We start from the raw sequence: 21564 nt of genomic DNA, 5'->3' as shown, positions 1-21564 counted from the left end.
ACAAAAAATAAAAAACCGCTATATTAAGCGGTTCTCATGTTTCTACCTCAATTCCCAACCTATAAGCCAATTCACACAAAGCCTTATTTCTCTTCCTATAATAATCTGGCTGTGACATATTCAATATCCTACACATCTTTACCCAACTAGGCTTCTCTTTCCCTAGATAAGCTAACTCAATAAGTTGCTTATCCCACGCATCCAGCTTCCCTACACCTTTTCTTATTTCTAGAATATAGTTAATCCGTTCTAGAACTGTTTTACTCATGCCGATCACCTTACCATCTTGTACACGCTCTATATTCCTTTCATCTATACTTGATAAAAATAGATGATACTTTTTCAAAGCCTGAAGCACATTCTTTTTCGTCTGCTCTTTATTAAGAACAGGTAGGGCAATATCCAACATACTCTCACTCCTTCACCATTTTCAAAAATGTATCCAGCGGCATAACTACTAACCACGGTTTTCTATCAGCCTTAATCGCTAATGCATCTGGCTGTTCACGTTCATCCTCTAACCAGTTATATAACGTCTTGAATCCTTCTTTCCTCGCTTTTACTTCCCATTCAAGACCTAAACCCTTCACATCATTTGAATACCCGTCCATCGCACCAGAAAGCGGTACACGAGCACCTCCTATTAAACTAGCAAATTCTCTTTCACGTCTCATTCCTTTATCTCTTTGACTTTTCCCCATTTATAAATCTCCATTTCTTTAAAAAAATTATTTTGTTACAATTTTTATCTATTCTAAACAAGTAAGTTTTGTATAATGTTATTAATGACTATATTGATGTAACCATAAGGAGATGTACTAATTTGTTTGTATTTTTTATTGGGATACTAATCCACATTTTAACTTCCCCCATAATGCTTATTCCTGCATTATTTATTATCTTTCTGATATTTCAGCATAAAAAACAACTTAAAGCTCAAAAGATTTATATGGAACAACTTCGCCAATCTAGTATTAATCAAATTGATCAAATGAATGGCCGACAATTCGAAGAATACTTAAGTTCTTTATACCAATCACTCGGATACCAAACAGAAGTTACCAAAGGTTCTGGTGATTTTGGAGCTGACTTGGTTTTAAAAAATAATGGTACAAAAATCGTTGTACAAGCAAAACGCTATAAAAATAAAGTCGGTATTCAATCAGTACAAGAAGTCGTTGGAGCTAAAAGATATTACGACGCTGCTCATGCTTGGGTTGTAACTAATAACTATTTCACAGAACCTGCACGTAAATTAGCACACGCAAATGATGTATTACTTATAGATCGTGACCTATTGATTAAATTAAGTGCGCAAGTAAATCGAGAAAAAGCACCAACCCGTGCTGAAAGATATATATCTAATTAATTTGGACACTCCTGTTAGTGTCTTTTTTTATAACCTTTTCGCTATCTCATACACAACATCCACAGTTACTCTATAACCAGTTTGTTTATACAATCGACTTTTCAATGTAACTATAGCCGCCTTATCAAAATATGTAATTTTGTATATTCTGTACTTTCAATTTTCGTACATGCAATAATTTATTTATAAAAATACAAAGCATTAATAAGGATGATTTATATGAACAAATTCCGGAAAAAGGTAATTAAATCTTTACAAACATTTTGGGGATGCTTAGCATTCGGTATGTTAATGTTTGCTATCTTCTTAATTATGGATTTAACAGATACACATTTAAATACATTAGGCTGGAGAGACTGGCTAGGTTCTGCAGTAGGTGCAGCCATTTTATCTGTTGGAATGTTTACTTTAAGTAAATTGGATTTAAAATAAATATTCCGTCAATACTATAGATACACCAGTCTCCAATTCCCCTGGAGATGAGCAGTTAACTTTTGCTAGCTGCTCTTTTATTTGTAATCTTGCTAGGCTTCTGTTACTTTCCACTTCCGAAAAACTCGCCTGCCCACTTTTCAACTTTTACAACTTCTTGCCTTAATTGCTCTGCCAACTCTGCGATTTCAGCTTGAGCACCTTTCCCTTTTCGACGCTTATTATAAAAATCTAAAAGTCCCCTCAAGTTAACTGTTAAGACTAAATTAGTTGTTGCTGCGTTTGGCAGTACACTGCGAGCATCCTCAGCAGGAATTCCTAATGTTCTAAGCAAATCATAATCACTTTGTATTTTGTACATCATTTCGTTGTAAGCTTTAACTACTTGTTCTCCTTTTACTTTAACCGTTTCAGGCACTACAAAATCAAATCCACCTATCTTATCATCGCTTCCCATGCGTACATACCTTTGAGATTGGACTGAGTAACTGAATCCTACACGATGACGTGTTAACTGTGTAAGTAATGCTCTGCTAACTCCTTCTACTGCGAAGGTATATGTTAGATGCTCCAGTGTTGAAGTATGCCCCGAACCTACAATATGTCTAATGAGCCGATCTACTTCTTTTCCACCTTTTCCATCAGTTGCTTTTCCTTTAAAGTACTTCTCACCCTCTAAATCTACGATCCTACTAGGTTTATTTGGCGAGTAGCACGTACGAATTGCTGATAAGGCTACCACTTGTCCATGAGTAGGATCAAACCCTTCCTCCCCAACACCGGATACAAGAGATAAATAATTAACAAATTCCTCAGATAATTGCGTATGTGCTAGTAGCTTTACATCCATATTTAAATTCTCCATTTCTTAATAAATTTGTAACCTCGTTAGACAAGTTTTTCATAATAAACCTTCAATTTTTACTATCGCTTCAAATATTGGATAAATCTGCTGAGGTACAACAGCATTACCCAGAAACCTCAATCTATCTTCGTCCAATCTTGTGGCAGTCCCATCATCCATTCCACAAATCGCGGGTTGATTTTCTTCCCAATATGTTCTGGAAAGTGTTCTCCGATTGATCCCGGTAGTGTTTTCCCATGTTTCCCATTTGCTTCTGAAGGGCACAACTCTCGGATCGGTTTGTAATTTTGACTTGTCGTTGGAGTGGCCAACAATAAATGTCCGGTATCTTTGATGCGGCGCGCCGACACTGACAGCCGGAAATACAAACGTCCTTGTCGAGTAGTTTTCTTCTTCCAAGTCGGAGAGCACGGTGTCCAAGCCCATCGTGACGTGTCCAGCAACATTTTCTCCAACAAACCAAGTGGGCCGGAGTTCTTTAATAAGTCGGAAGACTTCTGGCCATAACCATCTTTCGTCTTCTGCACCTCTTCGCTTCCCAACAAGACTTTCCCCCTGACAGGGATATCCTGCTGAAATAACTCCAATTGAATCAACGTCAACACCTCCATCTATTAATGATTGTTTCGTAAGTTTATATAAATCCGGGAAAATAGGAATGTTAGGATAGTTCTTTCTAAGTACGCTTTGATTAAATTCTTCTATTTCACAAAAGGCTACTGTTTCAATCCCAACCCAATCCGCTGCCATACTTATTTCTGCAATTCCAGAACATAGATCTAGCATTTTCATACTCTACCCACTTTTTTAGAATTTTTTGTTTTTTAGTAGTTAAAGCTTCTTCCAGATGATATACTCATATTATCCTCTAGACTTATTTCTATTCTTGGGTTTACTCAAGGATAGGCTAAAAGTGTAAAGAGGGGGTGTTTTTATGGAAATTCACATCAAAATTTCCTATAAGACAATGAAGGCTCTTGCCGGAATTGTTTTAGCAATAATCGTTACTTTCCTATAGGAGAGTAACGATTTTTGTTTTTTACAGCTCTTGCACTTTTTAATTCTTATTTCCTACTAAAATAAAATTTTTGTTATAAATCTTGATAAACAATCTTAATTACTAATAATCAACGCTTTTTCCCGTATACACCTTTTCTATAAAATTCAAAGTTAATTAATATCCGTTATCCTGTCTCTCAAAGTTTTCCGCATTCTTCTCCTTATACGAATCAATAACGTCCTCGTAGGTAAATCCATACAAATAGCAAATACGAAAGAAGATTCCAAATGCTCGTCTTAAATGTCCCATTGTTGTAGTTAAATCTCTGTACTGACACCATGCCCTTTTTGCAGTCAACACATCTTGCATATACCATTCGAACAACATATTTACATTACTTGTATCTTTTCTCATAATTGATTGCATACTGAACGATGGAATAAGTTCATGCCTCCATGTACATTTATCTAACTCAATTACAATGTTCATAAGAAAATGAAGACCATCAATTAACTCTTCTAATAGTCCATTCTTAGGAACTCCAAATCCTGTACTCCACATCTTAAACGCTCGAGTTTCATTCCATGCTTCACTGATCTCCACTAGTAATGCACGAAACAACATATCCATTTTGTCATTTCCTTTATATCCAATTCGTTTATCCAGTTCTTTTTGCATTTCAAATAGTTCTGTAATATCAAAGTTTTGTTTCTTCTCTTCAGATGTAATTGTGTGTAACTGAATCATTATAAGTTCACTCCAAGTTTGTATTTTAGTAAGAATATAGTCACACCGATTAAAAGCCAGCTGACTAAAATGATTGCCATTTCCTTTTTAAAACTCACTCTTCTCCCTCCAACATTTCCACTAACTCCTCAAACGAGCATTCGAACAAATCTCGAAGCCCGTCCTTGGATTTATAAATACCTCTATTAATCAGTTGATCTATGATGTGTTGATGCAAAACTACCCCACCATGTCCTCGACACAAAATTGTAATTCCATACTTTTCACTGGAAAGTATTTTACTGGAGTATCTTTTTCATTAATTGCTACACAACCTAAAACACCCTCAAATTTATTATCCTCAGTCTGAACAACTACTTTATAAAGGACATCTTCTCGTTCACAAATGTCACCTAATTTAAACTCGTCCATTTTACGATCCTTCTTATAAAACATCATGAAACGCTCAAATTCTTCTAACTCTTCATCTGTTGCCTTTCGGAATGTACGTCCCTGATATTTTTTAAAGGAGCATCCATCTTCATAGAAACGATACTCACCAACTTTTAATCCCATAATTAAGTAATATTTGTCCTTAGTCTCCTCTCTTAAGATCCCATACCATTTCCCATTTAAGCTTTCCATTACAAACATTTCGCCGTACTCTAAATTCAATGGCTTTTCATAATCTACAAACTCGTTTTCAAAAAAGAAATTCATACCGATTGCAGATGGTACAATACGCTGACTACTAATTCCTAAAACCTCATGTTTCCCTTTTTTTAATGTATGTGCAAAAAAATCATTTTTTTCTTTAATCCAATTTGTTTTCATTCTTTCAATCGCTTCAAATCCTGTATATGTTTTCATTCTTTCCCCTTCGCTTTCTTTAACATTTCTTCAATCCGTTTTCCCGTTGTATTTTTATAGTCCTCACATGACCATTCAGCGTTATTTGTCGGAGATGGTGTAAATACCATCCCCCAACTACTAACGCTTGAAATATGGACATTAGGACGAATTACAGTAATGGTCATATTAGTTCGTCTCCCTTTTAAAAAGGTAATTTTCTTTTCCGCTTATCTCTTGTAAACTTAAACTCAATATGCCTGTATGTATTGAACATACGTGACGTAATACGTTCGTCGTAAGCTTTCATCACAGCTTCACCTGTTAGATTTGTTGTGACGATTGTTTTCTTTCCTTGTCTTCCATCAAAGACTTTAAACAGGACACGATTCACGAATGCAGTTGCCTTTGGATCCGCTGCATCCATATCACCTAGTTCCGCACCTAAGTCATCAATCACTAATAAATCTGCACTAACTAGTAAATTAACAATGCTATGCTCAGACTCCTCGGATTGCCCATTGAACGTAGAACGTATATAGTCAAATAGTTCTGATACAGAAACATAAAGAACCGTCCCTGCGCTATTCTCATTCATTTCATGAGCAATTGAATAGGCAAGATGACTTTTACCAGCACCCACTTTTCCAACTAGAATTAAATTAAACCTCACATCATCCAAGTAATCTTCAAGTGCTCGTTTTGCTAAGGTGTAATTCTTTTCATCCTCTTCACAATCAGATTTAAAAGTTGAGAATCTAGCAAGTTTAATTGTTTCATCTTTAATCAAGCTCTTATCGTAAAACATACTCTTACGTTTTCTCTGTTCCTTCTCATCTCGAAATACATTCATTTCAGCTTCTAGTTTTTGATTGTCTTCTGCCAACTTACATACCGGGCAAACTACTTCACCATTTATCTTCATGTATCTAACAGTACGTTTTCGTTCTTTTTTGCAAACCTCACATGTATCAGAAAGGAAGATCATCTTCTTCGAAAGGGTCTTTGCTATATCTGTTACCTTTACTAGAGCCATGTTTTCCTTCCACCTTTCCTTGTTGTAAATAGCCTTCAAACTTTGTACCAAATAACGTTTCTGGTCTTAGGTACTTTGCTTGTTCCGTCCTTAGCCATTCTCTAGCTTTTGTATCAATCACAGTTTTAAAGTCATCCACGGTGAATCCTTCTACTAATCTAGTTTTAATCAATGTTTGTGTTTTCTTAGATGTTAAACGGTAACTACTACCACACACGTCGTTGAGATAGTTTACTATCTCGACTATATATTCTTTAATCTCTGATGTAGTCTCTGTGTTAGTCTCTGGTATTGGTTTACCCAAATTGGGTACATCCATTTGCCCATTTTGGGTAAACCGTCTACCCAAGTTGGGTACATCGTTTGTGGATTCTAACAAACGGAGTTTTTCATAATTAATGGAATACCATTTCGTCTTATCAAACTTAGCTCGATTATAATTACCTATAACAAGAAGCTGTTCATCCTCTAAATTCTTTACAATACGTCTAATGGTGTTCTCACTCCAAAACGGAAATTGTTTAACCCATTCTGCCACACTGTTATATACCCAGTTTCTTTCATCATAAAAATGCTTAGATCTGTTTAACCAATAGTGTATCTGTTGTAGAAATATAGCCTCATTTAAACCAATTCTGCTTGCTAAACCTGGAAGAACAAGTAATGGTTCTTCATGAATTAATAAATTACTCATCTCTTCACCTTCCTCATAACAACTTCATAATAGAATCCACGGTCACGATCCATCACAAGGCAACCTTTAAACAGATGAGGATTTTCATCATTTCTATGTTTAACTGTTTCTAACACCTTTCGAATAGGAAATAAGTAATCAAACCCTTCATTCTCTAAACGACGACAGCGCTTAAGCAATTCAGATAACCTTTTATCACGTAAATACCGAGTACCTAAGCCTCTATTCAAAGCTATTGGCATTGAACCATCTCTTACTATCGTTTTCATTTCAGTCACCCACCTATTGTGCTTGCTGTTGCTTTTCTTTTGATTCGTTTAACCACGATGTTATTGTTTTTTGTAACTGAGATGCTTGTTGCACTGTCATTCCTTTGAAAGATTGAATTCCTAATGACTGTTTTACAGTGTTTTTCGTTTCTTCAAATGACATGTTATATACTTCCGACAACTCTCTAATTTGCACATGAATTGCTTTTATTCTTTGTTCATTTGCAACCTCTGCCTGTCTAGCTTGCTCCTGTTTTGGAACGTTATCTAGTTGCTTAGCTGCTTGTTTTGGTTCATCATCTTGTGGAATATCTTCACCCGAATAGATGTATAAGCCTAATCCATGTAGTGCAATAGCTTTTGCTAGGCACCTTTGAATCGACGTGTTTATTTGAAATGATGTAGGTTTTGCGATTGGCTTATTATAGTTATCCAATACAGGATGAATTTGCGAACGTGTGATGTTATTTACCGTTACTTCAACTTCTACAAAGTACCCAACTTCTGTTTTCATATAAGGTAATCCATCAAACCTAACAACTTGCCATGTGGCATCAGGATATTTTTTTAGTAGTTGATCTACAGCCCATGACCAACTTAGATAACTAAAACGTCCCTTCTTCTCAACATGTTTACTGACGTCAATAACTGCTAATTCTGCAAAGTAATTTTTAGTTTCACTCATCGGATTCTCACACTCTCACCTTGTTTTAATGAAATACCATCCCACTTCATACCATTCTTAATCGCTAATAATAATGCTTTTTTATCTACCTTCGGATTCTGTGGAATCATGTATTCTGTTGGAATAACCGCATCCTCTGCAATATCTAAACTTGCTGGATTCTTTTGAATACCTACTGTTATCAATGCACCTTTAATACGTCTTTTATCCACAGCAACCATCTGATGATATAAATAGTCCTTAATATTTTTACAGTTGTTCTCAAAAGACTTACGACGTTCAGCCAAGCGATTTTCTTCTCCTTTAATCACTTCAACTTGCGCTTCAATATTGCGAATCAATAACGCTGCACCTTGTACTTTATCTTCAATTGCTTCACTGATTGATTGAAGTGTATCGTTAATTACCTCTGGATCAGCCCCGTCCTCAATCATTTGCTGTAATTGATTGAAGTTACTTGTTAATTCGTACAGTTTCATAGTTTTATAGCCTCCTAAAATGGCATACCGCCATACGGTTTATTAGTTAATACGGTAATCACATAATCTATATCTAACTTTCTACAGGTATCTGCTTCCTTTGCGGATATAAGTTTCAAGCTACTTACAGCCGTTTCAACCTGCTTTTTTAATAATTGATTTTCTGTTGACTCTTCCATGTAATCGCCCCACGTGATATACTAATTTCGATTTTGTTTTTTATTGGAACCCACTGCCATGGGTTTCTTTTTATTTATACAAAACCTTTTGAATAACATCCTCTTTAATGCCAACCTCTCGCATACGCTCTACAACGTGCTGAACTCTATCATTTTCTTTCTTTTTAAATATCAATTCCTTTAATTGCTTATCACACTCTTTTGCCTTTTCTCCACATGCCTCATACTCTTTACAAGCCTCATAGAATTCTTTCGTTTTACCCTCTACATTTTTCTTACTTGCAATACGAGTTAACAAAAATTGATTCTTTATGTAGTTCTCCTTCTTATTACGTAAGGATTTCGCTAACTCCGCATCCTCGGGTAACACTAAATTTTCAATTCCCACTAGATTCACCAGCCTTTTTAAAAAGAGCATTTAGACATACAAACCTATTCTCTATTAATCGACGCTGCTTTTTATTTGGTAATTTATAATGTGCTAGTAGTCTAAGATAATCAGATACTTTTACATTGTTGTAATCAATTGTAAACATCATTAATCCATCCTTTCCTCTGCCCATTCAACTAAAAATGCTTGTACTTGTTTTGCTGGGAAATACCATTTCTTACCCACTTTGAATTTTGGGAAGCGTGGGTCAAAGAAAAACTGATCCTGAATTGTATTCCACGACATACATACACGTTTTTTAAGCTCCTTAGTATCCCAAAAGGCTAACTCCGCATCGTACTCTTTAACCTTCTTTTGAATTTCTTCCACACATAATTCCTTCACAACATTTTCATCTATTTGAACATTGAACATAATTATTCCCTCCTTATTTTTAAACCATTGGTCTCCAACCGTTTATAAAATTCAAAGCTTCCTCGAAATCCTTCTTCAATATGTCCCTATAACTATTCACATTGAATGCATCTTTTAAATTACGTCCTAGTAATCCGAATAGCTTGCGAGTAGAGTCATATACTTCTTTATCTACATGCTCGTTTCCCCATAAGAAGTAGATTCTTTTGGCTTTACTTTTTTCCAGAATACGTTGCTGACCGTAATCAATAGTTAATTGCGTTTCAATTTTTTCTTCCAAAGATGTAACTCTGTTATTTAAATCTATTGTTCCTGTTGCTAGCAATTTAATCTGACTATAAGTGTTTCCAAGCATTTCTTGTTCCCCTTGAATTCGCTTCTCCATTTCCTCAAATTGCGTAACATATGTAGCAGTAAAAAGTACGCCCTTTTCACCGTTTAGTTTATTTGCTACCAAGTCACACCCTTTACGAGTTAAGAGATATTTTTTGTAAGCTTTGTTATTACCTTCAGTTGTATAATTGTCCTCTACAAAAAAATTCTGAGAACGCATTTTTGCGTTTTCTAAAATCTGTATATAATTCTCAATACTTCTTAATAAATCTGTGTGACGTTTACCTATCATATTTGCGACTTCTCTACTATCAACTAATAATTTGCCACTTTGATTTACAACTCTTAATGAAAACTCCTCTTCCACAACAGCTAACTGATCGTACATTTAGAATCCTCCTCACGCTTATTAACTTGTATTTCCGTCATTTTTGTCAATAAATTAAGGTCTAACTCCAAAACAGAAGCTAACCTTATAAAAGTTTTTAGACTAGGGGTATACCTGTCATTCTCAATATCGGAAAGGTAATTCCTAGATATAGAAGCTGATTTTGATACTTCAATTTGTCGCAAGTTTTTATTTTGACGACTTTTTTTGACTATCATCCCCAGTGTTTCATGATGTTCCATCAATTAATCACCGCCTTACAAAACTCATTGTACGGTATTTCCGTCATATTGTAAATAGATTTTTCATTGTTTTTCCGTCATTTTTGCATTAAACTTTTTATAAAGGTCGATAATACCGACATTTTAGGAGGGAACCAAGCCTTATGAATGTATCAATAAACATAAAAAAATACCGGAAAGAAAAGAAAATGACACAAAAAGCATTAGCAGAGAAAGCTAATATCTCACGCTCTTATCTAGGCGATCTTGAAAGCGGAAGATACAATCCTAGTTTAGACACATTAAGAACAATCGCTTCCGCTTTAGATATTGATATTAATTTATTACTTACTGAAGATGGCGCCACCCAAACAGGTAACCTTACTTCAAAAGATGAAAAAGACATAGCAAAAAGAATGGAAGAAATAAAAAAAGATCTTCAAGGCGAAGACGGATTAATGTTCTCTGGCGAGCCTATGAGTGAAGAAGCCGTAGAATCTTTATTAGATGCAATGGAGTACATCGTGAAACAAACAAAAGTAATCAACAAAAAATACGTTCCTAAGAAATATCGTAATACCGACGATAACTGATGCGAGCTTAGGAGGGAAAACATTGAAATTCGTCATAAGAGATCTAGTCAAACAACTTTGCACAAAATACAACACGACAAACCCCTATGAGCTTGCTGATTGTTTAAAGATAAATGTACTAACTTGGGATTTACATGAAGAAATAAACGGATTTTATAAATATGAAAAAAGAAATCGTTTCATTGTTATTAATAATCATTTGTCTCCATCCATGCAAAGAACTGTTTGTGCACATGAATTAGGACATGCAATCCTACATACTCATGCAAACACGCCTTTTCTGCGTAAGAATACATTCTTTTCAGTTGATAAATTAGAGATAGAAGCAAATACGTTTGCTGCGCTTTTGTTAATTGATAAAAAGACCATTCAACCAGGTGATACAAAAGCATGTATAGCATACAAAAATGACATTCCAGTTGAACTGTTAGAATTTTATAAGCCTTACTAAAGGAGGTAAGATATTTTGATTATTGATTTAAACGCCGAACGAGAGAAAAGAAAGAAACGCACCATCAAACAAGTAGAATTTAAAAAGGTCCCTATCGTTGAGAAAATCCATATTGTTGATGGTGAAATAAAATATGAAGTTTCAGGTTATAAAGAGACTCCTGTGAAGTGGTTGGATGAGTAATCTAGCCACTTTACAATTATAAGGAAAGAGGGAATGTTATAATGGCTAGCTTCAGAAAATTCGGAGATGTTTGGGAATTCCGAGTAAGATTTAAAGACCCTTATACTCAAAAATACAAAGAGAAATCAAAACGTGGATTTAAGACAAAAAAAGAAGCACAACTTGCGGCCGCTGAAGAAGAGAAAAAATTATTAAACGGTTTAGAAGTTGAAATTACTCCTACTTCGTTAAAACATTACCTTAAAGACTGGCTAAAATTATTTAAGCAAGACAATGTAAGGAAAAACACTTTTATCTTGCATGAACGTAATATCGAAAAACATATCATCCCCTACTTTCAGAATATGAACCTAAAAGAACTCAAACCAATGATGTATCAAAAATTTATTAATTCCTTAACTGATCAGGGTTACAGTAAGCGAACGGTTCAAATTATCCATGGCACAATGAACAATGCTATGAAAAAAGCTGTTAGTTTAAAAAAAATCGAAAACAATCCTTGTGAAGAAGTAGTTATTTCAAATAAGAACAACAAAGAAAGAGAAGGGCTAAAATACATGCGAAGTGAAGACATTCCCCTTTTCCTAAAGACTTCTTATCAATACAACTATATTTATTACATCTTTTTCAAAGCACTTCTGAATACTGGTATGCGTAAAGGTGAAGCTGCTGCTCTACAATGGAAAGACATAAATTTAAAAGAACATACTATTACTATTTCTAAAACATTGGATTTTACAGCTAAAACAAAAGAAGAATTATTTGGAGATACAAAAACATTTACTTCTAAACGTACTATCATGATTCCTAAATCATTAGTCGATGAATTGCTAGCACATAAAAAGTGGCAAAATGCTAATAAGCTTGTTTTACAAGATGCGTATGAACATGAATTAGATTTAGTCTTTTCAAGAGTAGATGGAAAGTTCTTACCGAAGTCAACATTGTTCAATGCATTCTCACGCATACTTAAGAAAGCAAATTTACCTAGATTAGAAATACATTCATTACGGCACACCCACGCGGTTCTTTTATTAGAGTCTGGTGCAAGTATGAAATACATTCAAGATCGACTGGGACATAAGAGTATAGAAATAACTTCTAACGTTTACTCTCATATTAGCGACAAAATTAATAAAGATTCTATTTCGGAGTTTGAAGCTTATATGAATAATGTATTGGGGTAACTTTGATTTTTTTGTGGGTGTTTTGTGGGTGGATTACTCTTCTTTCAAATAAAAGTGTTTTACCCACAAAATAAAAAAACCCTCAACACGTTGTGTGTCAAGGGTTTGAGCCTCTTAGTAAAGAGACATATATTGGTCGCGTTCCCATTGGTGAACTTGCGTTCTAAAGATATCCCACTCAATCTCTTTCGCTTCGATGAAGTGCTCAAGTAAGTGTTCTCCTAGTGCACCGCATACTACTTCATTAGATTGTAATGTAACTAATGCTTGCGCTAATGTTGCTGGTAAGTCAACAATACCTGCTTCTTCGCGCTCTTCTTTTGTCATTACATAGATGTTACGATCTACTGCTGCTGGTGGAGTTAATTTGTTTTTAATTCCATCAAGACCTGCAGCTAATAATGTAGCCATTACTAAATATGGGTTTGCAGCTGGGTCAACACTACGTACTTCTACGCGTGTACTAATACCACGAGATGCAGGGATACGTACTAACGGGCTACGGTTTTGTGCAGACCATGCTACGTAACAAGGCGCTTCATATCCAGGTACTAGACGTTTGTATGAGTTTACAGTTGGGTTTGCTATCGCTGTAAATGCTGGTGCATGTTTTAAAATACCTGCGATGAAGTGACGAGCATCATCACTTAATTGTAAGTCACCGTTTGCATCAAAGAATACGTTCTCACCATTTTTAAATAATGATAAGTTACAGTGCATACCTGAACCGTTCACACCGTATAGTGGTTTTGGCATAAACGTTGCATGTAGACCATGTTTACGAGCAATTGTTTTTACAACAAGTTTGAATGTTTGAATGTCATCACATGAGCGAATTGCATTTGCATATTTAAAGTCAATTTCATGCTGCCCTGGAGCAACCTCATGGTGAGATGCTTCAATTTCAAATCCCATTTCTTCAAGTTCAAGAACGATATCACGACGACAGTTTTCCCCTAGATCCATCGGCGCAAGGTCGAAGTATCCACCGTTATCGTTTAGTTCTAATGTTGGATTTCCTTTTTCATCAACCTTAAATAGGAAGAATTCTGGCTCTGGTCCAAGATTGAAGTCTGAAAATCCTAAAGCTTCCATTTCTTTTAACACACGTTTTAAGTTGTTACGTGGGTCTCCATCAAATGGAGTGCCATCTGCATTGTAAATATCACAGATTAGTCGAGCTACTTTACCTTTTTCAGCTGTCCAAGGGAAAATTACCCAAGTGTCTAAATCAGGATATAAATACATATCAGATTCTTCAATACGTACGAAACCTTCAATCGAAGATCCATCAAACATCATTTTGTTATCAAGAGCTTTCGTTAATTGTCTCACTGGAATCTCTACGTTTTTAATTACCCCTAAAAGGTCCGTAAATTGTAAACGGATATACTTTACATTCTCTTCTTTCGCCAAACGGAAAATATCTTCTTTTGTGTATCTAGACATTATAAATTCCTCCTTAGTCCCTCTAATCGCCTTCAGAATCAGTTATCTTTAGTGAAAAAATCTTGAAATGTCACCTTGTCGCAATGAAGTTCGATTGAATCTACCTGTATGTTGTAGTTCGTCTCGAAGTATTTTGCGAAGCTCAGTTTTTGAAATTTCTTTCGTTTCTTCTTTTACTTTCACTGCTTCTGTTTGATTTTCTTTCATTAGTAACACTTGTTTAATACCAGCCATATTCAAGCCTTGATCTAACAAATCTTTAATTTCTAACAACTTATCTACATCGTTAAATGAAAATAATCTACGATTCCCCTTTGTACGGGTTGGAGAAACAAGATTATGCTCTTCATAGTAGCGAATTTGACGTGCAGACAATTGTGTTAAATCCATAACAATACCAATAGGAAACAGCGGGGCAGAACGTCTATCTTCTTTCATTTTTCAGTTCCTCCTTCGCCTTAACTGCTTCTCATTTTATACTATGTTATGTTTAGTGTCAATAGATGTTAGCTTTTCTTACATTATTTTTTATAAATTTTTTCATGAATTTTTTCACTCTTTTTTCTAATCGCATAAATCATTACTTTTATACGAAAAAAGCTGCCGAAATCGACAGCTTCCCTTTAAGAAATTGTTAATAAATTCTTTTCAATCAATTCGTCAATCGCAGAACAAATCGCAATTTTAACATGCGAATACGTTAAGCCACCTTGCACATACGCAACATATGGCGGTCTAATTGGACCATCAGCAGACAATTCAATACTTGCACCTTGAATAAATGTTCCCGCAGCCATAATTACATCATCTTCATAACCTGGCATATAGTTTGCATACGGAGTAAAATGCGAATTAATTGGAGATGCATATTGAATCGCTTGGCAGAAGGCAATCATACGGTCTTTATCATCAAATTGAACAGATTGAATTAAGTCTGTTCTTGGTGCATTCCACGCTGGTGACGTGTTCATTCCTAACTTTTCTAAAAACGCAGCTGTAAAAATTGCACCTTTCAGCGCTTGTCCTGCAACATGTGGCGCTAAGAAGAACCCTTGATACATTTCTTGCAGACTGTATAAAGACGCTCCAGCTTCAGCGCCAATTCCCGGAGATGTTAAACGATATGCACACGCTTCAACATACTGTTCTTTCCCGACAATATAACCACCAGTTTTAACAATTCCACCGCCCGGGTTTTTAATAAGCGAACCCGCCATTAAATCTGCACCAACATGACATGGCTCTTGCTCTTCAATAAACTCGCCATAACAGTTATCTACAAACACAACAACATCAGGTTTAATCTCTTTAACAAACGCGATCATCTCTTTAATTTGAGAAATAGTAAACGACGGACGAGTAGCATAACCTTTCGAGCGCTGAATACCGATCATTTTCGTATTATTATGAATCGCTGCTGCAACAGTCTCAAAATCAACAAGCCCAGCTTCAGTTAGCGGAACTGCATTGTAACCGATATTATATTCTTTAAATGAACCTACACCTTTCCCACGTACACCAACAATTTCTTCTAACGTATCATACGGTTTCCCAGTGATATACAATAACTCATCTCCGGGGCGTAAAATACCAAATAACGCTGTAGAGATAGCGTGAGTACCTGAAATAATTTGCGGACGAACAAGTCCAGCTTCCGCCCCAAATACATCAGCATATACTTTTTCTAACGTATCACGGCCAATATCATCATAACCATAACCTGTTGTCGGGATAAAATGCGAGTCACTAATTTTATGTTTACGAAAACTTTCTAATACACGAAACTGATTGCTTTCAATTACTTCATCCGCACGTTTATGTACTTCTGTAATCTGACTCTCTACTTCTTTTACGATTGGAGCAATTTTTTCTCCATTTTTCAAACGATCAAACATTTTTATTGTCTCCTTCTTCCACTAAAAATCTCTTTAATTGCACATTAAGTGATGAATGAGCAAAAATATACCCTGCACAATCATATACAAATTTATCTTCTAGAAACTCCATCTTTGCTAATAGAGTTTCCGTCTTTAAAAGCGTTAACAACTTACCTTCACTCGGAGGGATTTCCACTCGATAACGATCCATTTCTTTCTTCATCTTCGTTTCTATCGCTTCTTTTATACGCAATAAATCACTTTCTTCAAAAGCACTAGTCATTAAGAAATCACTTTTCGGAAACGGAATAAAGTTTTGATGTAATTCATCTTTTTTATTATATAACGTAATAAAAGGAATATGGTTAATTTCAAGTTCTGATAATAATCTTTTTACTGTTTTTTCATGCCCTATGTAGTTAGGATCCGCGGAATCAACTACATGTAAAATGACATCTGCTTCCCCCGCTTCTTCCAGTGTTGAACGAAATGCAGCGATTAATGAAGTGGGTAAATCTTGTATAAAACCAACAGTATCAGTTAGTAATACTGTATAACCAGAAGGTAACGGCATCTTCCTTGTCGTTGGGTCTAATGTTGCAAACAGAAGGTTTTCTTCAAACGTATCAGCTTCCGTTAATCTATTAAACAGTGTCGATTTCCCTGCATTTGTATACCCTATTAATGACACTTGAAATACTTTATTATCTTTTCTTCTCTCACGATATCTTTTTCGATGTTCCACAACAACTGCAAGTTGTTTCTTTATTTCATCAATACGCGATCGAATATGACGACGATCCGTCTCTAATTTCGTCTCACCCGGTCCTCTTGTTCCAATACCACCACCAAGACGTGATAAGGACAATCCTTGCCCCATAAGACGCGGCATTGTATATTGCAACTGAGCTAATTCTACTTGAAGCTTACCTTCCCTCGACTTCGCACGTTGCGCAAAAATATCCAGTATTAGTTGCGTTCGATCAATTACTCTCGCATCTAATACTGAGGATAAATTCCGAATTTGACTCGGCGTTAATTCATTATTAAATACAATAACATCCGGCTCTAACTCTTCAGTTAACATTGTAAGCTCTTCTAATTTCCCTTTACCTATGTAAGTTGCCGGATGAAACTTTGGTCGTTTTTGCGTTGTTGACACTAACAATTCTGCTCGTGCAGTCTTCGCTAGTGATGCAAGCTCTTTCATGGAATGCATAAATTTTTCATCATCATCTTGTGGCAATTGACAGCCTACTAATATGACTTTTTCTTTTTCTTCCATCAAATATGTTCACTCATCCTTTTCCAAATTTAAACCTTCTAATATAATAGCAGAGGAAGCACATTTCATCTAGTTAGCGGGGGAGAAAATTCATGGCATGGGAGATTTTTAGCATCATAGGCACAATCGCTTTCGCACTAAGCGGAGCCATTGTTGCAATGGAAGAGGATTATGATATTTTCGGGGTGTATATTTTAGGAATGGCAACCGCATTTGGGGGAGGTGCCCTTCGTAATTTATTAATCGGTTATCCGATTGTCGCGTTTTGGCAACAAGACATGTTATTCCAAATCGCACTTTTATCAATGACTATTATTTTTCTTTTTCCAAATAAGTTAATTAGACATTGGAAAAAGTGGGAAAATATCACTGACGCTATTGGCTTATCGGCATTTGCTGTACAAGGAGCATTATATGCCCAAAAATTAAATTTACCAATTAGCGCCACAATTGTAGCAGCTGTTTTAACTGGTATCGGCGGCGGTATCATTCGCGATCTTTTAGCCCGCAGAAAACCTCTCGTTCTTCGAGCTGAAGTATATGCCTTTTGGACAATTTTAGCAGGTTTCTTAATTGGAGCTCAAATTATTGTTAGCGATTGGGCTCTTTACATTCTATTCATTTTAATTGTTTGCTTCCGCATGGTTTCTATTCATTACAAATGGCATTTACCGCACAGACGTATCGAAACGAAAGAACGTTCAATGCATAAATAGCACTCTAACCTCTTTACATATCGTAAAGAGGTTTTTCTTTTCTAACGATTTTTTCTTTATATAATGTTTATACTAATTTTTAAAGTGAGGTGAATACAAATGACAAACCACGTTAATAAAGGAGCTCAAAAAAGCTCAGTAAATCAATTTGGACACGATCCTAATTCAGCACACGACAAGAGCGCTAAAATGGAACACTTCCATAAAACACACCAAGAAAAAGCCAAAAAAGAGTAAACGAACTTATACACAGAAATCGACGCACAGTTTATGTACTGTGCGTCTCCTCTTCGAGCATCAAATCCATACTCGATATTCCAATTAAATCATTTTTATCATATGCATCTTCTTGCAACAACCGCATCGCCTGTGTACGAATTGATTTTTCAACAATATTCCGTACATACCGCCCATTACTAAACGATGTAATTTGCGACGAATACTTCACCGCATGTAAATGATCCCTAAATTTCCATTCAGCTTCTTTTGATAACTGATATTCACGATCTTCATACATTCTCTTCCCAATTTCCAATAGCTGATTTACCGAGTAATCCGCAAATTCAATAATAAATGGAAAACGAGATTGCAGCCCTGGATTTAATGAAAGAAAGTGATTCATTTCTCTTGAATATCCAGCTAAAATCAATACAAAACCATGTTGTTTATCTTCCATATGTTTTACAAGCGTATCAATTGCTTCTTTTCCAAAATCCTTCTCTCCTCCTCGAGCTAAAGAATACGCCTCATCAATAAACAAAATACCTCCCATTGCTTTTTTTATTAAATCTCTTGTTTTTTGAGCTGTATGGCCGATGTACTCTCCTACAAGATCAGCACGTTCAGCTTCAACCAAGTGCCCTTTTGATAGAATATTCATCTCAAACAGCAATTTTCCTATCATTCTAGCAACAGTTGTCTTCCCTGTACCCGGATTCCCTTTAAACAGCATATGAAGTACTTGCTTCTCAGACTTCAATCCCTTCTCTTGTCTTTTTTTATTCACATAAATCCAAGCATATATTTCTTTTATTATCTTTTTTATATCATCCATCCCAACAAGCTTCCCCATCTCTTCTTCAATTCTCTGCAGCATTTCATGTTTAATTGCAGTTTCATTTGAAATTACCGTTTTATTTTCTGCGGCTGGCAAAGAAATTTTCTTTCGATGGTTTAACACAATATTAATTTGATTGTTGTTTTTCTTTCGCATCGATTGTTCCATACAATCACCTCATTTTATCCACTCACCAAATATTATTATTCCTGTCCCCCTTGTAAATGCCTATTTTCAGAAAAGTTTGCTATAATATAAGAAATAATTAAGGTGGTGGGACTATGGAGACAACGGAATTCCATGATACAATACAAGCCTTTTCTATTTTTTTATTGAATAAAGGCCGAAAACCCTCAACTATTAAACGTTATGTTTATGACGTTGAAGACTTCGGACATTGGTTAGAAAAAAACAAAAAGCTCCCTTCCAGTAATATATGGGCTACACTTTGTACAAAAGACTACGAAGATTACTTTTCCGATTTAAAAACGAATCGACATTACTCAGAAAAAACGATGCATCGTGTATTTATTGTACTAAATAGAATGCATCATTTTCTAAACATCCCTAATCCATTGAAGAATATGGAAATATCCATTCAACCAGACCGTACACTTCGTAACGAAGATTTCATTTCACCTGATGAAGAAAAAAGATTAAAGTATATAGTCACTTCATTAGAAGGACTTTCAGAAAAACAACTTCCTGTGCGCCCTTTATTAATGGCTCGCAATATCGCTATTTTAAATCTATTGATCGACTACGGTTTATCCTTACAGGAACTTACAGCATTAACAATGCATCACGTTCACTTTGAAACTAACACATTGTCAATCCCAGCAACCGCAGGTGTAGAAAGAACAATTACATTAGCAAAAGAAGACAAAAAACAACTATATAATTATTACAAAAGCATCCCAGAACCAGTTCGCCCTAAATACCATAGTGATGATCCATTATTTGTCGCATTCGATTTTAACCGCGGAACATACAGGTGGGTATATGAAAATGATGCACCAAAGGCATTAACGGAAATTGCTATACAAAAAATGATTCGCCTCGAAGTGGCTAGAGCCAATTTACGTAAAGGAATTTCAGGACAACATTTTCGTAACACCTATATTTTAAACTTAATAAAAAAAGAAACTCCTGAATCAGAAATTATAAAACTCGCTGGATTCAAATCAAAAATTTCATTAAAGCGATATTATCAATACGCAGAAAATAGAAAAAACGCCTTATTGTAAGGTGTTTTTTCTATTTTTTCTTTAAACAAACGATTTTACTATGACCATTTAACTAATTTCTGCATCTACTATGATGAGTTTCGTTCACATTTTCGTGAGAAAGGAGAGATTTAATGTCTCGTTATAACGACAATCAAAACAAATTCTCCAAACCATGCTTTCCAAGTAGCGCCGGACGAATCCCAAATACTCCATCAATCCCAATTACTAAAGCTCAACTTAGAACATTTCGTGCGATTATTATTGACTTAACAAAAATAATCCCAAAACTTTTCGCCAATCCATCTCCCCAAAATATTGAAGATCTAATCGATACATTGAACCTACTAAGTAAATTTATTTGTTCACTAGACGCTACTTCCTCCCTGAAAGCACAAGGGTTAGCTATTATTAAAAACTTAATAACTATATTAAGAAATCCAACCTTTGTAGCAAGCGCTGTATTTATTGAGCTTCAAAATCTCATTAACTATTTACTATACATTACAAAATTATTCCGAATTGACCCTTGCACACTTCAAGAGCTCCTTAAATTAATAGCAGCATTACAAACTGCTCTAGTTAATTCTGCTTCGTTCATCCAAGGACCTACCGGACCTACTGGACCAGCAGGCGCTACTGGTGCCACTGGACCTCAGGGACCTCAGGGACCCCAAGGCAACACAGGCGCTACCGGCAATACGGGCGCTCAAGGACCTGCGGGGGCTACTGGGGCTACTGGTGCCACTGGACCTCAGGGACCTCAAGGCAACACAGGCGCTACCGGCAATACGGGCGCTCAAGGACCCGCGGGGGCTACTGGCGCCACTGGATCTCAGGGACCTCAAGGTAACACAGGTGCTACCGGTGCCACTGGACCTCAAGGTATTCAAGGTAACACGGGCGCTACTGGTGCCACTGGGCCTCAAGGTATTCAAGGTAACACGGGGGCTACCGGTGCCACTGGACCTCAAGGTGCTCAAGGTAACACAGGTGCTACCGGTGCCACTGGACCTCAAGGTGTTCAAGGTAACACGGGTGCTACTGGCGCTACTGGACCTCAAGGTGTTCAAGGTAACACAGGTGCTACTGGCGCTACTGGACCTCAAGGTGCTCAAGGACCTGCCGGGGCTACCGGTGCCACTGGACCTCAAGGTGTTCAAGGTAACACGGGTGCTACCGGTGCCACTGGACCTCAAGGTGCTCAAGG

Annotated in this window: 34 protein-coding genes; 10 read left to right on the top strand and 24 right to left on the bottom strand. The window is 36.1% G+C overall.

The genetic code is table 11. From position 1 onward, the window contains the following. Window positions 1-34: 34 nt before the first annotated feature. The gene (locus tag F3I02_RS19930; protein WP_196477667.1) at window positions 35-409 is read right to left on the bottom strand and encodes a DUF1492 domain-containing protein; all 375 of its coding nucleotides are present in this window, start codon (window positions 407-409) and stop codon (window positions 35-37) included. A gap of 4 nt (window positions 410-413) precedes the next feature. Beyond that, the gene (locus tag F3I02_RS19925; protein ID WP_000520472.1) at window positions 414-701 is read right to left on the bottom strand and encodes a hypothetical protein; all 288 of its coding nucleotides are present in this window, start codon (window positions 699-701) and stop codon (window positions 414-416) included. A 248-nt stretch (window positions 702-949) separates the two neighbouring features. Here F3I02_RS19925 and F3I02_RS19920 point away from each other — a divergent pair, with 248 nt between their 5' ends. After that, complete coding sequence (locus F3I02_RS19920; RefSeq protein ID WP_196477668.1) at window positions 950-1369, top strand: restriction endonuclease; 420 nt, start codon at window positions 950-952, stop codon at window positions 1367-1369. A gap of 219 nt (window positions 1370-1588) precedes the next feature. Continuing rightward, window positions 1589-1801 carry a hypothetical protein gene (locus F3I02_RS19915; protein WP_196477669.1) on the top strand — a complete coding sequence of 71 codons (213 nt, stop codon included), beginning with the start codon at window positions 1589-1591 and terminating at the stop codon, window positions 1799-1801. Between the two features lie 103 nt (window positions 1802-1904). Here F3I02_RS19915 and thyX read toward each other — a convergent pair whose 3' ends face one another. The 17 genes from thyX to F3I02_RS19830 all read right to left on the bottom strand — a co-directional run bounded on the left by thyX (window position 1905) and on the right by F3I02_RS19830 (window position 10351). Then, window positions 1905-2651, bottom strand: a complete 747-nt coding sequence (gene thyX / locus F3I02_RS19910; protein WP_196477670.1) for an FAD-dependent thymidylate synthase — start codon at window positions 2649-2651, stop codon at window positions 1905-1907. Between the two features lie 51 nt (window positions 2652-2702). Then, on the bottom strand, window positions 2703-3458 hold the full coding sequence (locus F3I02_RS19905; RefSeq protein ID WP_196477671.1) for a DNA cytosine methyltransferase: 756 nt from the start codon (window positions 3456-3458) through the stop codon (window positions 2703-2705). 382 nt (window positions 3459-3840) lie between these two features. Then, window positions 3841-4413, bottom strand: coding sequence for a dUTP diphosphatase (locus tag F3I02_RS19900; RefSeq protein WP_078206683.1), 573 nt, complete (start codon window positions 4411-4413; stop codon window positions 3841-3843). A gap of 94 nt (window positions 4414-4507) precedes the next feature. Continuing rightward, the gene (gene fbpA, locus F3I02_RS19895) at window positions 4508-4630 is read right to left on the bottom strand and encodes a Fur-regulated basic protein FbpA (RefSeq protein ID WP_196477672.1); all 123 of its coding nucleotides are present in this window, start codon (window positions 4628-4630) and stop codon (window positions 4508-4510) included. A gap of 2 nt (window positions 4631-4632) precedes the next feature. Continuing rightward, window positions 4633-5262, bottom strand: a complete 630-nt coding sequence (locus tag F3I02_RS19890; RefSeq protein ID WP_196477673.1) for a hypothetical protein — start codon at window positions 5260-5262, stop codon at window positions 4633-4635. After that, a complete protein-coding gene (locus F3I02_RS19885; protein ID WP_088065475.1) occupies window positions 5259-5429 on the bottom strand; it encodes a hypothetical protein in 171 nt (56 codons plus the stop codon). Before F3I02_RS19885 ends, F3I02_RS19890 begins: the two co-directional genes overlap by 4 nt. A 17-nt stretch (window positions 5430-5446) precedes the next feature. Continuing rightward, window positions 5447-6277 carry an ATP-binding protein gene (locus F3I02_RS19880; protein WP_196477674.1) on the bottom strand — a complete coding sequence of 277 codons (831 nt, stop codon included), beginning with the start codon at window positions 6275-6277 and terminating at the stop codon, window positions 5447-5449. Then, a complete protein-coding gene (locus tag F3I02_RS19875; protein ID WP_196477675.1) occupies window positions 6213-6971 on the bottom strand; it encodes a conserved phage C-terminal domain-containing protein in 759 nt (252 codons plus the stop codon). Before F3I02_RS19875 ends, F3I02_RS19880 begins: the two co-directional genes overlap by 65 nt. Next, window positions 6968-7240, bottom strand: coding sequence for a hypothetical protein (locus F3I02_RS19870; protein ID WP_000849731.1), 273 nt, complete (start codon window positions 7238-7240; stop codon window positions 6968-6970). Before F3I02_RS19870 ends, F3I02_RS19875 begins: the two co-directional genes overlap by 4 nt. 13 nt (window positions 7241-7253) lie before the next feature. Further along, window positions 7254-7925 (bottom strand): DUF1071 domain-containing protein, encoded by a 672-nt coding sequence (locus F3I02_RS19865; RefSeq protein ID WP_196477676.1) that lies wholly within the window; start codon window positions 7923-7925, stop codon window positions 7254-7256. Next, window positions 7922-8404: a siphovirus Gp157 family protein gene (locus tag F3I02_RS19860; RefSeq protein ID WP_196477677.1), complete on the bottom strand. Its 483-nt coding sequence runs from the start codon at window positions 8402-8404 to the stop codon at window positions 7922-7924. The genes F3I02_RS19865 and F3I02_RS19860 overlap by 4 nt, the downstream gene beginning before the upstream one ends. Window positions 8405-8418: 14 nt before the next feature. After that, entirely contained in the window at window positions 8419-8583 is a 165-nt protein-coding gene (locus F3I02_RS19855; protein WP_196477678.1) for a hypothetical protein, read from the bottom strand. Window positions 8584-8653: 70 nt separating this feature from the next. Continuing rightward, a complete protein-coding gene (locus tag F3I02_RS19850; RefSeq protein WP_000510717.1) occupies window positions 8654-8971 on the bottom strand; it encodes a hypothetical protein in 318 nt (105 codons plus the stop codon). Further along, on the bottom strand, window positions 8961-9122 hold the full coding sequence (locus F3I02_RS19845; protein ID WP_000971661.1) for a hypothetical protein: 162 nt from the start codon (window positions 9120-9122) through the stop codon (window positions 8961-8963). The genes F3I02_RS19850 and F3I02_RS19845 overlap by 11 nt, the downstream gene beginning before the upstream one ends. Continuing rightward, complete coding sequence (locus F3I02_RS19840) at window positions 9122-9388, bottom strand: hypothetical protein (protein ID WP_000483547.1); 267 nt, start codon at window positions 9386-9388, stop codon at window positions 9122-9124. Before F3I02_RS19840 ends, F3I02_RS19845 begins: the two co-directional genes overlap by 1 nt. 19 nt (window positions 9389-9407) lie before the next feature. Continuing rightward, window positions 9408-10109, bottom strand: coding sequence for a Rha family transcriptional regulator (locus tag F3I02_RS19835; RefSeq protein ID WP_196477679.1), 702 nt, complete (start codon window positions 10107-10109; stop codon window positions 9408-9410). Next, window positions 10094-10351: a helix-turn-helix domain-containing protein gene (locus F3I02_RS19830; RefSeq protein ID WP_098204353.1), complete on the bottom strand. Its 258-nt coding sequence runs from the start codon at window positions 10349-10351 to the stop codon at window positions 10094-10096. The genes F3I02_RS19835 and F3I02_RS19830 overlap by 16 nt, the downstream gene beginning before the upstream one ends. 143 nt (window positions 10352-10494) lie before the next feature. On the opposite strand from F3I02_RS19830, the gene F3I02_RS19825 reads away from it, so the two are divergent. The 4 genes from F3I02_RS19825 to F3I02_RS19810 are packed head-to-tail and all read left to right on the top strand — an operon-like array spanning window position 10495 to window position 12744. Further along, window positions 10495-10923 carry a helix-turn-helix domain-containing protein gene (locus tag F3I02_RS19825; RefSeq protein WP_196477680.1) on the top strand — a complete coding sequence of 143 codons (429 nt, stop codon included), beginning with the start codon at window positions 10495-10497 and terminating at the stop codon, window positions 10921-10923. 22 nt (window positions 10924-10945) lie between these two features. Then, complete coding sequence (locus F3I02_RS19820) at window positions 10946-11374, top strand: ImmA/IrrE family metallo-endopeptidase (RefSeq protein ID WP_196477681.1); 429 nt, start codon at window positions 10946-10948, stop codon at window positions 11372-11374. Between the two features lie 15 nt (window positions 11375-11389). Beyond that, window positions 11390-11557, top strand: a complete 168-nt coding sequence (locus tag F3I02_RS19815; protein ID WP_042510924.1) for a hypothetical protein — start codon at window positions 11390-11392, stop codon at window positions 11555-11557. A 41-nt stretch (window positions 11558-11598) separates the two neighbouring features. Further along, complete coding sequence (locus F3I02_RS19810; protein ID WP_098839032.1) at window positions 11599-12744, top strand: tyrosine-type recombinase/integrase; 1146 nt, start codon at window positions 11599-11601, stop codon at window positions 12742-12744. Window positions 12745-12858: 114 nt separating this feature from the next. Here the strand turns inward: F3I02_RS19810 and glnA are convergent, their stop codons facing one another. The 4 genes from glnA to hflX all read right to left on the bottom strand — a co-directional run bounded on the left by glnA (window position 12859) and on the right by hflX (window position 17355). Then, on the bottom strand, window positions 12859-14193 hold the full coding sequence (glnA, locus tag F3I02_RS19805) for a type I glutamate--ammonia ligase (RefSeq protein WP_000092763.1): 1335 nt from the start codon (window positions 14191-14193) through the stop codon (window positions 12859-12861). A gap of 48 nt (window positions 14194-14241) precedes the next feature. Next, window positions 14242-14631: a transcriptional repressor GlnR gene (gene glnR / locus F3I02_RS19800; protein ID WP_000656783.1), complete on the bottom strand. Its 390-nt coding sequence runs from the start codon at window positions 14629-14631 to the stop codon at window positions 14242-14244. Between the two features lie 185 nt (window positions 14632-14816). Continuing rightward, entirely contained in the window at window positions 14817-16088 is a 1272-nt protein-coding gene (locus F3I02_RS19795; RefSeq protein ID WP_196478319.1) for a methionine gamma-lyase family protein, read from the bottom strand. Beyond that, a complete protein-coding gene (gene hflX / locus F3I02_RS19790) occupies window positions 16081-17355 on the bottom strand; it encodes a GTPase HflX (RefSeq protein WP_196478370.1) in 1275 nt (424 codons plus the stop codon). Before hflX ends, F3I02_RS19795 begins: the two co-directional genes overlap by 8 nt. A 92-nt stretch (window positions 17356-17447) precedes the next feature. On the opposite strand from hflX, the gene F3I02_RS19785 reads away from it, so the two are divergent. Then, window positions 17448-18071 (top strand): trimeric intracellular cation channel family protein, encoded by a 624-nt coding sequence (locus tag F3I02_RS19785; protein WP_000312267.1) that lies wholly within the window; start codon window positions 17448-17450, stop codon window positions 18069-18071. Window positions 18072-18170: 99 nt separating this feature from the next. Then, window positions 18171-18308, top strand: a complete 138-nt coding sequence (locus tag F3I02_RS19780) for a hypothetical protein (protein WP_000181499.1) — start codon at window positions 18171-18173, stop codon at window positions 18306-18308. A gap of 31 nt (window positions 18309-18339) precedes the next feature. On the opposite strand, the gene spoVK is transcribed toward F3I02_RS19780, so the two are convergent. Beyond that, window positions 18340-19296: a stage V sporulation protein K gene (spoVK, locus tag F3I02_RS19775; protein WP_000438174.1), complete on the bottom strand. Its 957-nt coding sequence runs from the start codon at window positions 19294-19296 to the stop codon at window positions 18340-18342. A 113-nt stretch (window positions 19297-19409) separates the two neighbouring features. On the opposite strand from spoVK, the gene F3I02_RS19770 reads away from it, so the two are divergent. Beyond that, window positions 19410-20375, top strand: a complete 966-nt coding sequence (locus tag F3I02_RS19770) for a tyrosine-type recombinase/integrase (RefSeq protein WP_000450324.1) — start codon at window positions 19410-19412, stop codon at window positions 20373-20375. Between the two features lie 113 nt (window positions 20376-20488). Next, window positions 20489-21564: collagen-like repeat preface domain-containing protein (locus tag F3I02_RS19765; protein ID WP_196478318.1), on the top strand; the 1076-nt coding region annotated here is incomplete at its 3' end.

Source organism: Bacillus sp. SRB3LM (assembly GCF_015712745.1).
GTDB classification, from domain to species: Bacteria; Bacillota; Bacilli; order Bacillales; family Bacillaceae_G; genus Bacillus_A; species Bacillus_A thuringiensis_K.
This window is presented reverse-complemented; position numbering and strand designations above follow the sequence as displayed.

What these genes read in the sequence shown, in the direction of transcription:
- F3I02_RS19930 (WP_196477667.1), bottom strand. Translation starts at nt 409, where the DNA reads ATGTTGGATATTGCCCTACCTGTTCTTAATAAAGAGCAGACGAAAAAG.
- F3I02_RS19925 (WP_000520472.1), bottom strand. Translation starts at nt 701, where the DNA reads ATGGGGAAAAGTCAAAGAGATAAAGGAATGAGACGTGAAAGAGAATTT.
- F3I02_RS19920 (WP_196477668.1), top strand. Translation starts at nt 950, where the DNA reads ATGGAACAACTTCGCCAATCTAGTATTAATCAAATTGATCAAATGAAT.
- F3I02_RS19915 (WP_196477669.1), top strand. Translation starts at nt 1,589, where the DNA reads ATGAACAAATTCCGGAAAAAGGTAATTAAATCTTTACAAACATTTTGG.
- thyX (WP_196477670.1), bottom strand. Translation starts at nt 2,651, where the DNA reads ATGGATGTAAAGCTACTAGCACATACGCAATTATCTGAGGAATTTGTT.
- F3I02_RS19905 (WP_196477671.1), bottom strand. Translation starts at nt 3,458, where the DNA reads ATGAAAATGCTAGATCTATGTTCTGGAATTGCAGAAATAAGTATGGCA.
- F3I02_RS19900 (WP_078206683.1), bottom strand. Translation starts at nt 4,413, where the DNA reads ATGATTCAGTTACACACAATTACATCTGAAGAGAAGAAACAAAACTTT.
- F3I02_RS19890 (WP_196477673.1), bottom strand. Translation starts at nt 5,262, where the DNA reads ATGAAAACATATACAGGATTTGAAGCGATTGAAAGAATGAAAACAAAT.
- F3I02_RS19885 (WP_088065475.1), bottom strand. Translation starts at nt 5,429, where the DNA reads ATGACCATTACTGTAATTCGTCCTAATGTCCATATTTCAAGCGTTAGT.
- F3I02_RS19880 (WP_196477674.1), bottom strand. Translation starts at nt 6,277, where the DNA reads ATGGCTCTAGTAAAGGTAACAGATATAGCAAAGACCCTTTCGAAGAAG.
- F3I02_RS19875 (WP_196477675.1), bottom strand. Translation starts at nt 6,971, where the DNA reads ATGAGTAATTTATTAATTCATGAAGAACCATTACTTGTTCTTCCAGGT.
- F3I02_RS19870 (WP_000849731.1), bottom strand. Translation starts at nt 7,240, where the DNA reads ATGAAAACGATAGTAAGAGATGGTTCAATGCCAATAGCTTTGAATAGA.
- F3I02_RS19865 (WP_196477676.1), bottom strand. Translation starts at nt 7,925, where the DNA reads ATGAGTGAAACTAAAAATTACTTTGCAGAATTAGCAGTTATTGACGTC.
- F3I02_RS19860 (WP_196477677.1), bottom strand. Translation starts at nt 8,404, where the DNA reads ATGAAACTGTACGAATTAACAAGTAACTTCAATCAATTACAGCAAATG.
- F3I02_RS19855 (WP_196477678.1), bottom strand. Translation starts at nt 8,583, where the DNA reads ATGGAAGAGTCAACAGAAAATCAATTATTAAAAAAGCAGGTTGAAACG.
- F3I02_RS19845 (WP_000971661.1), bottom strand. Translation starts at nt 9,122, where the DNA reads ATGATGTTTACAATTGATTACAACAATGTAAAAGTATCTGATTATCTT.
- F3I02_RS19840 (WP_000483547.1), bottom strand. Translation starts at nt 9,388, where the DNA reads ATGTTCAATGTTCAAATAGATGAAAATGTTGTGAAGGAATTATGTGTG.
- F3I02_RS19835 (WP_196477679.1), bottom strand. Translation starts at nt 10,109, where the DNA reads ATGTACGATCAGTTAGCTGTTGTGGAAGAGGAGTTTTCATTAAGAGTT.
- F3I02_RS19830 (WP_098204353.1), bottom strand. Translation starts at nt 10,351, where the DNA reads ATGGAACATCATGAAACACTGGGGATGATAGTCAAAAAAAGTCGTCAA.
- F3I02_RS19825 (WP_196477680.1), top strand. Translation starts at nt 10,495, where the DNA reads ATGAATGTATCAATAAACATAAAAAAATACCGGAAAGAAAAGAAAATG.
- F3I02_RS19810 (WP_098839032.1), top strand. Translation starts at nt 11,599, where the DNA reads ATGGCTAGCTTCAGAAAATTCGGAGATGTTTGGGAATTCCGAGTAAGA.
- glnA (WP_000092763.1), bottom strand. Translation starts at nt 14,193, where the DNA reads ATGTCTAGATACACAAAAGAAGATATTTTCCGTTTGGCGAAAGAAGAG.
- glnR (WP_000656783.1), bottom strand. Translation starts at nt 14,631, where the DNA reads ATGAAAGAAGATAGACGTTCTGCCCCGCTGTTTCCTATTGGTATTGTT.
- F3I02_RS19795 (WP_196478319.1), bottom strand. Translation starts at nt 16,088, where the DNA reads ATGTTTGATCGTTTGAAAAATGGAGAAAAAATTGCTCCAATCGTAAAA.
- hflX (WP_196478370.1), bottom strand. Translation starts at nt 17,355, where the DNA reads ATGGAAGAAAAAGAAAAAGTCATATTAGTAGGCTGTCAATTGCCACAA.
- F3I02_RS19785 (WP_000312267.1), top strand. Translation starts at nt 17,448, where the DNA reads ATGGCATGGGAGATTTTTAGCATCATAGGCACAATCGCTTTCGCACTA.
- F3I02_RS19780 (WP_000181499.1), top strand. Translation starts at nt 18,171, where the DNA reads ATGACAAACCACGTTAATAAAGGAGCTCAAAAAAGCTCAGTAAATCAA.
- spoVK (WP_000438174.1), bottom strand. Translation starts at nt 19,296, where the DNA reads ATGGAACAATCGATGCGAAAGAAAAACAACAATCAAATTAATATTGTG.
- F3I02_RS19770 (WP_000450324.1), top strand. Translation starts at nt 19,410, where the DNA reads ATGGAGACAACGGAATTCCATGATACAATACAAGCCTTTTCTATTTTT.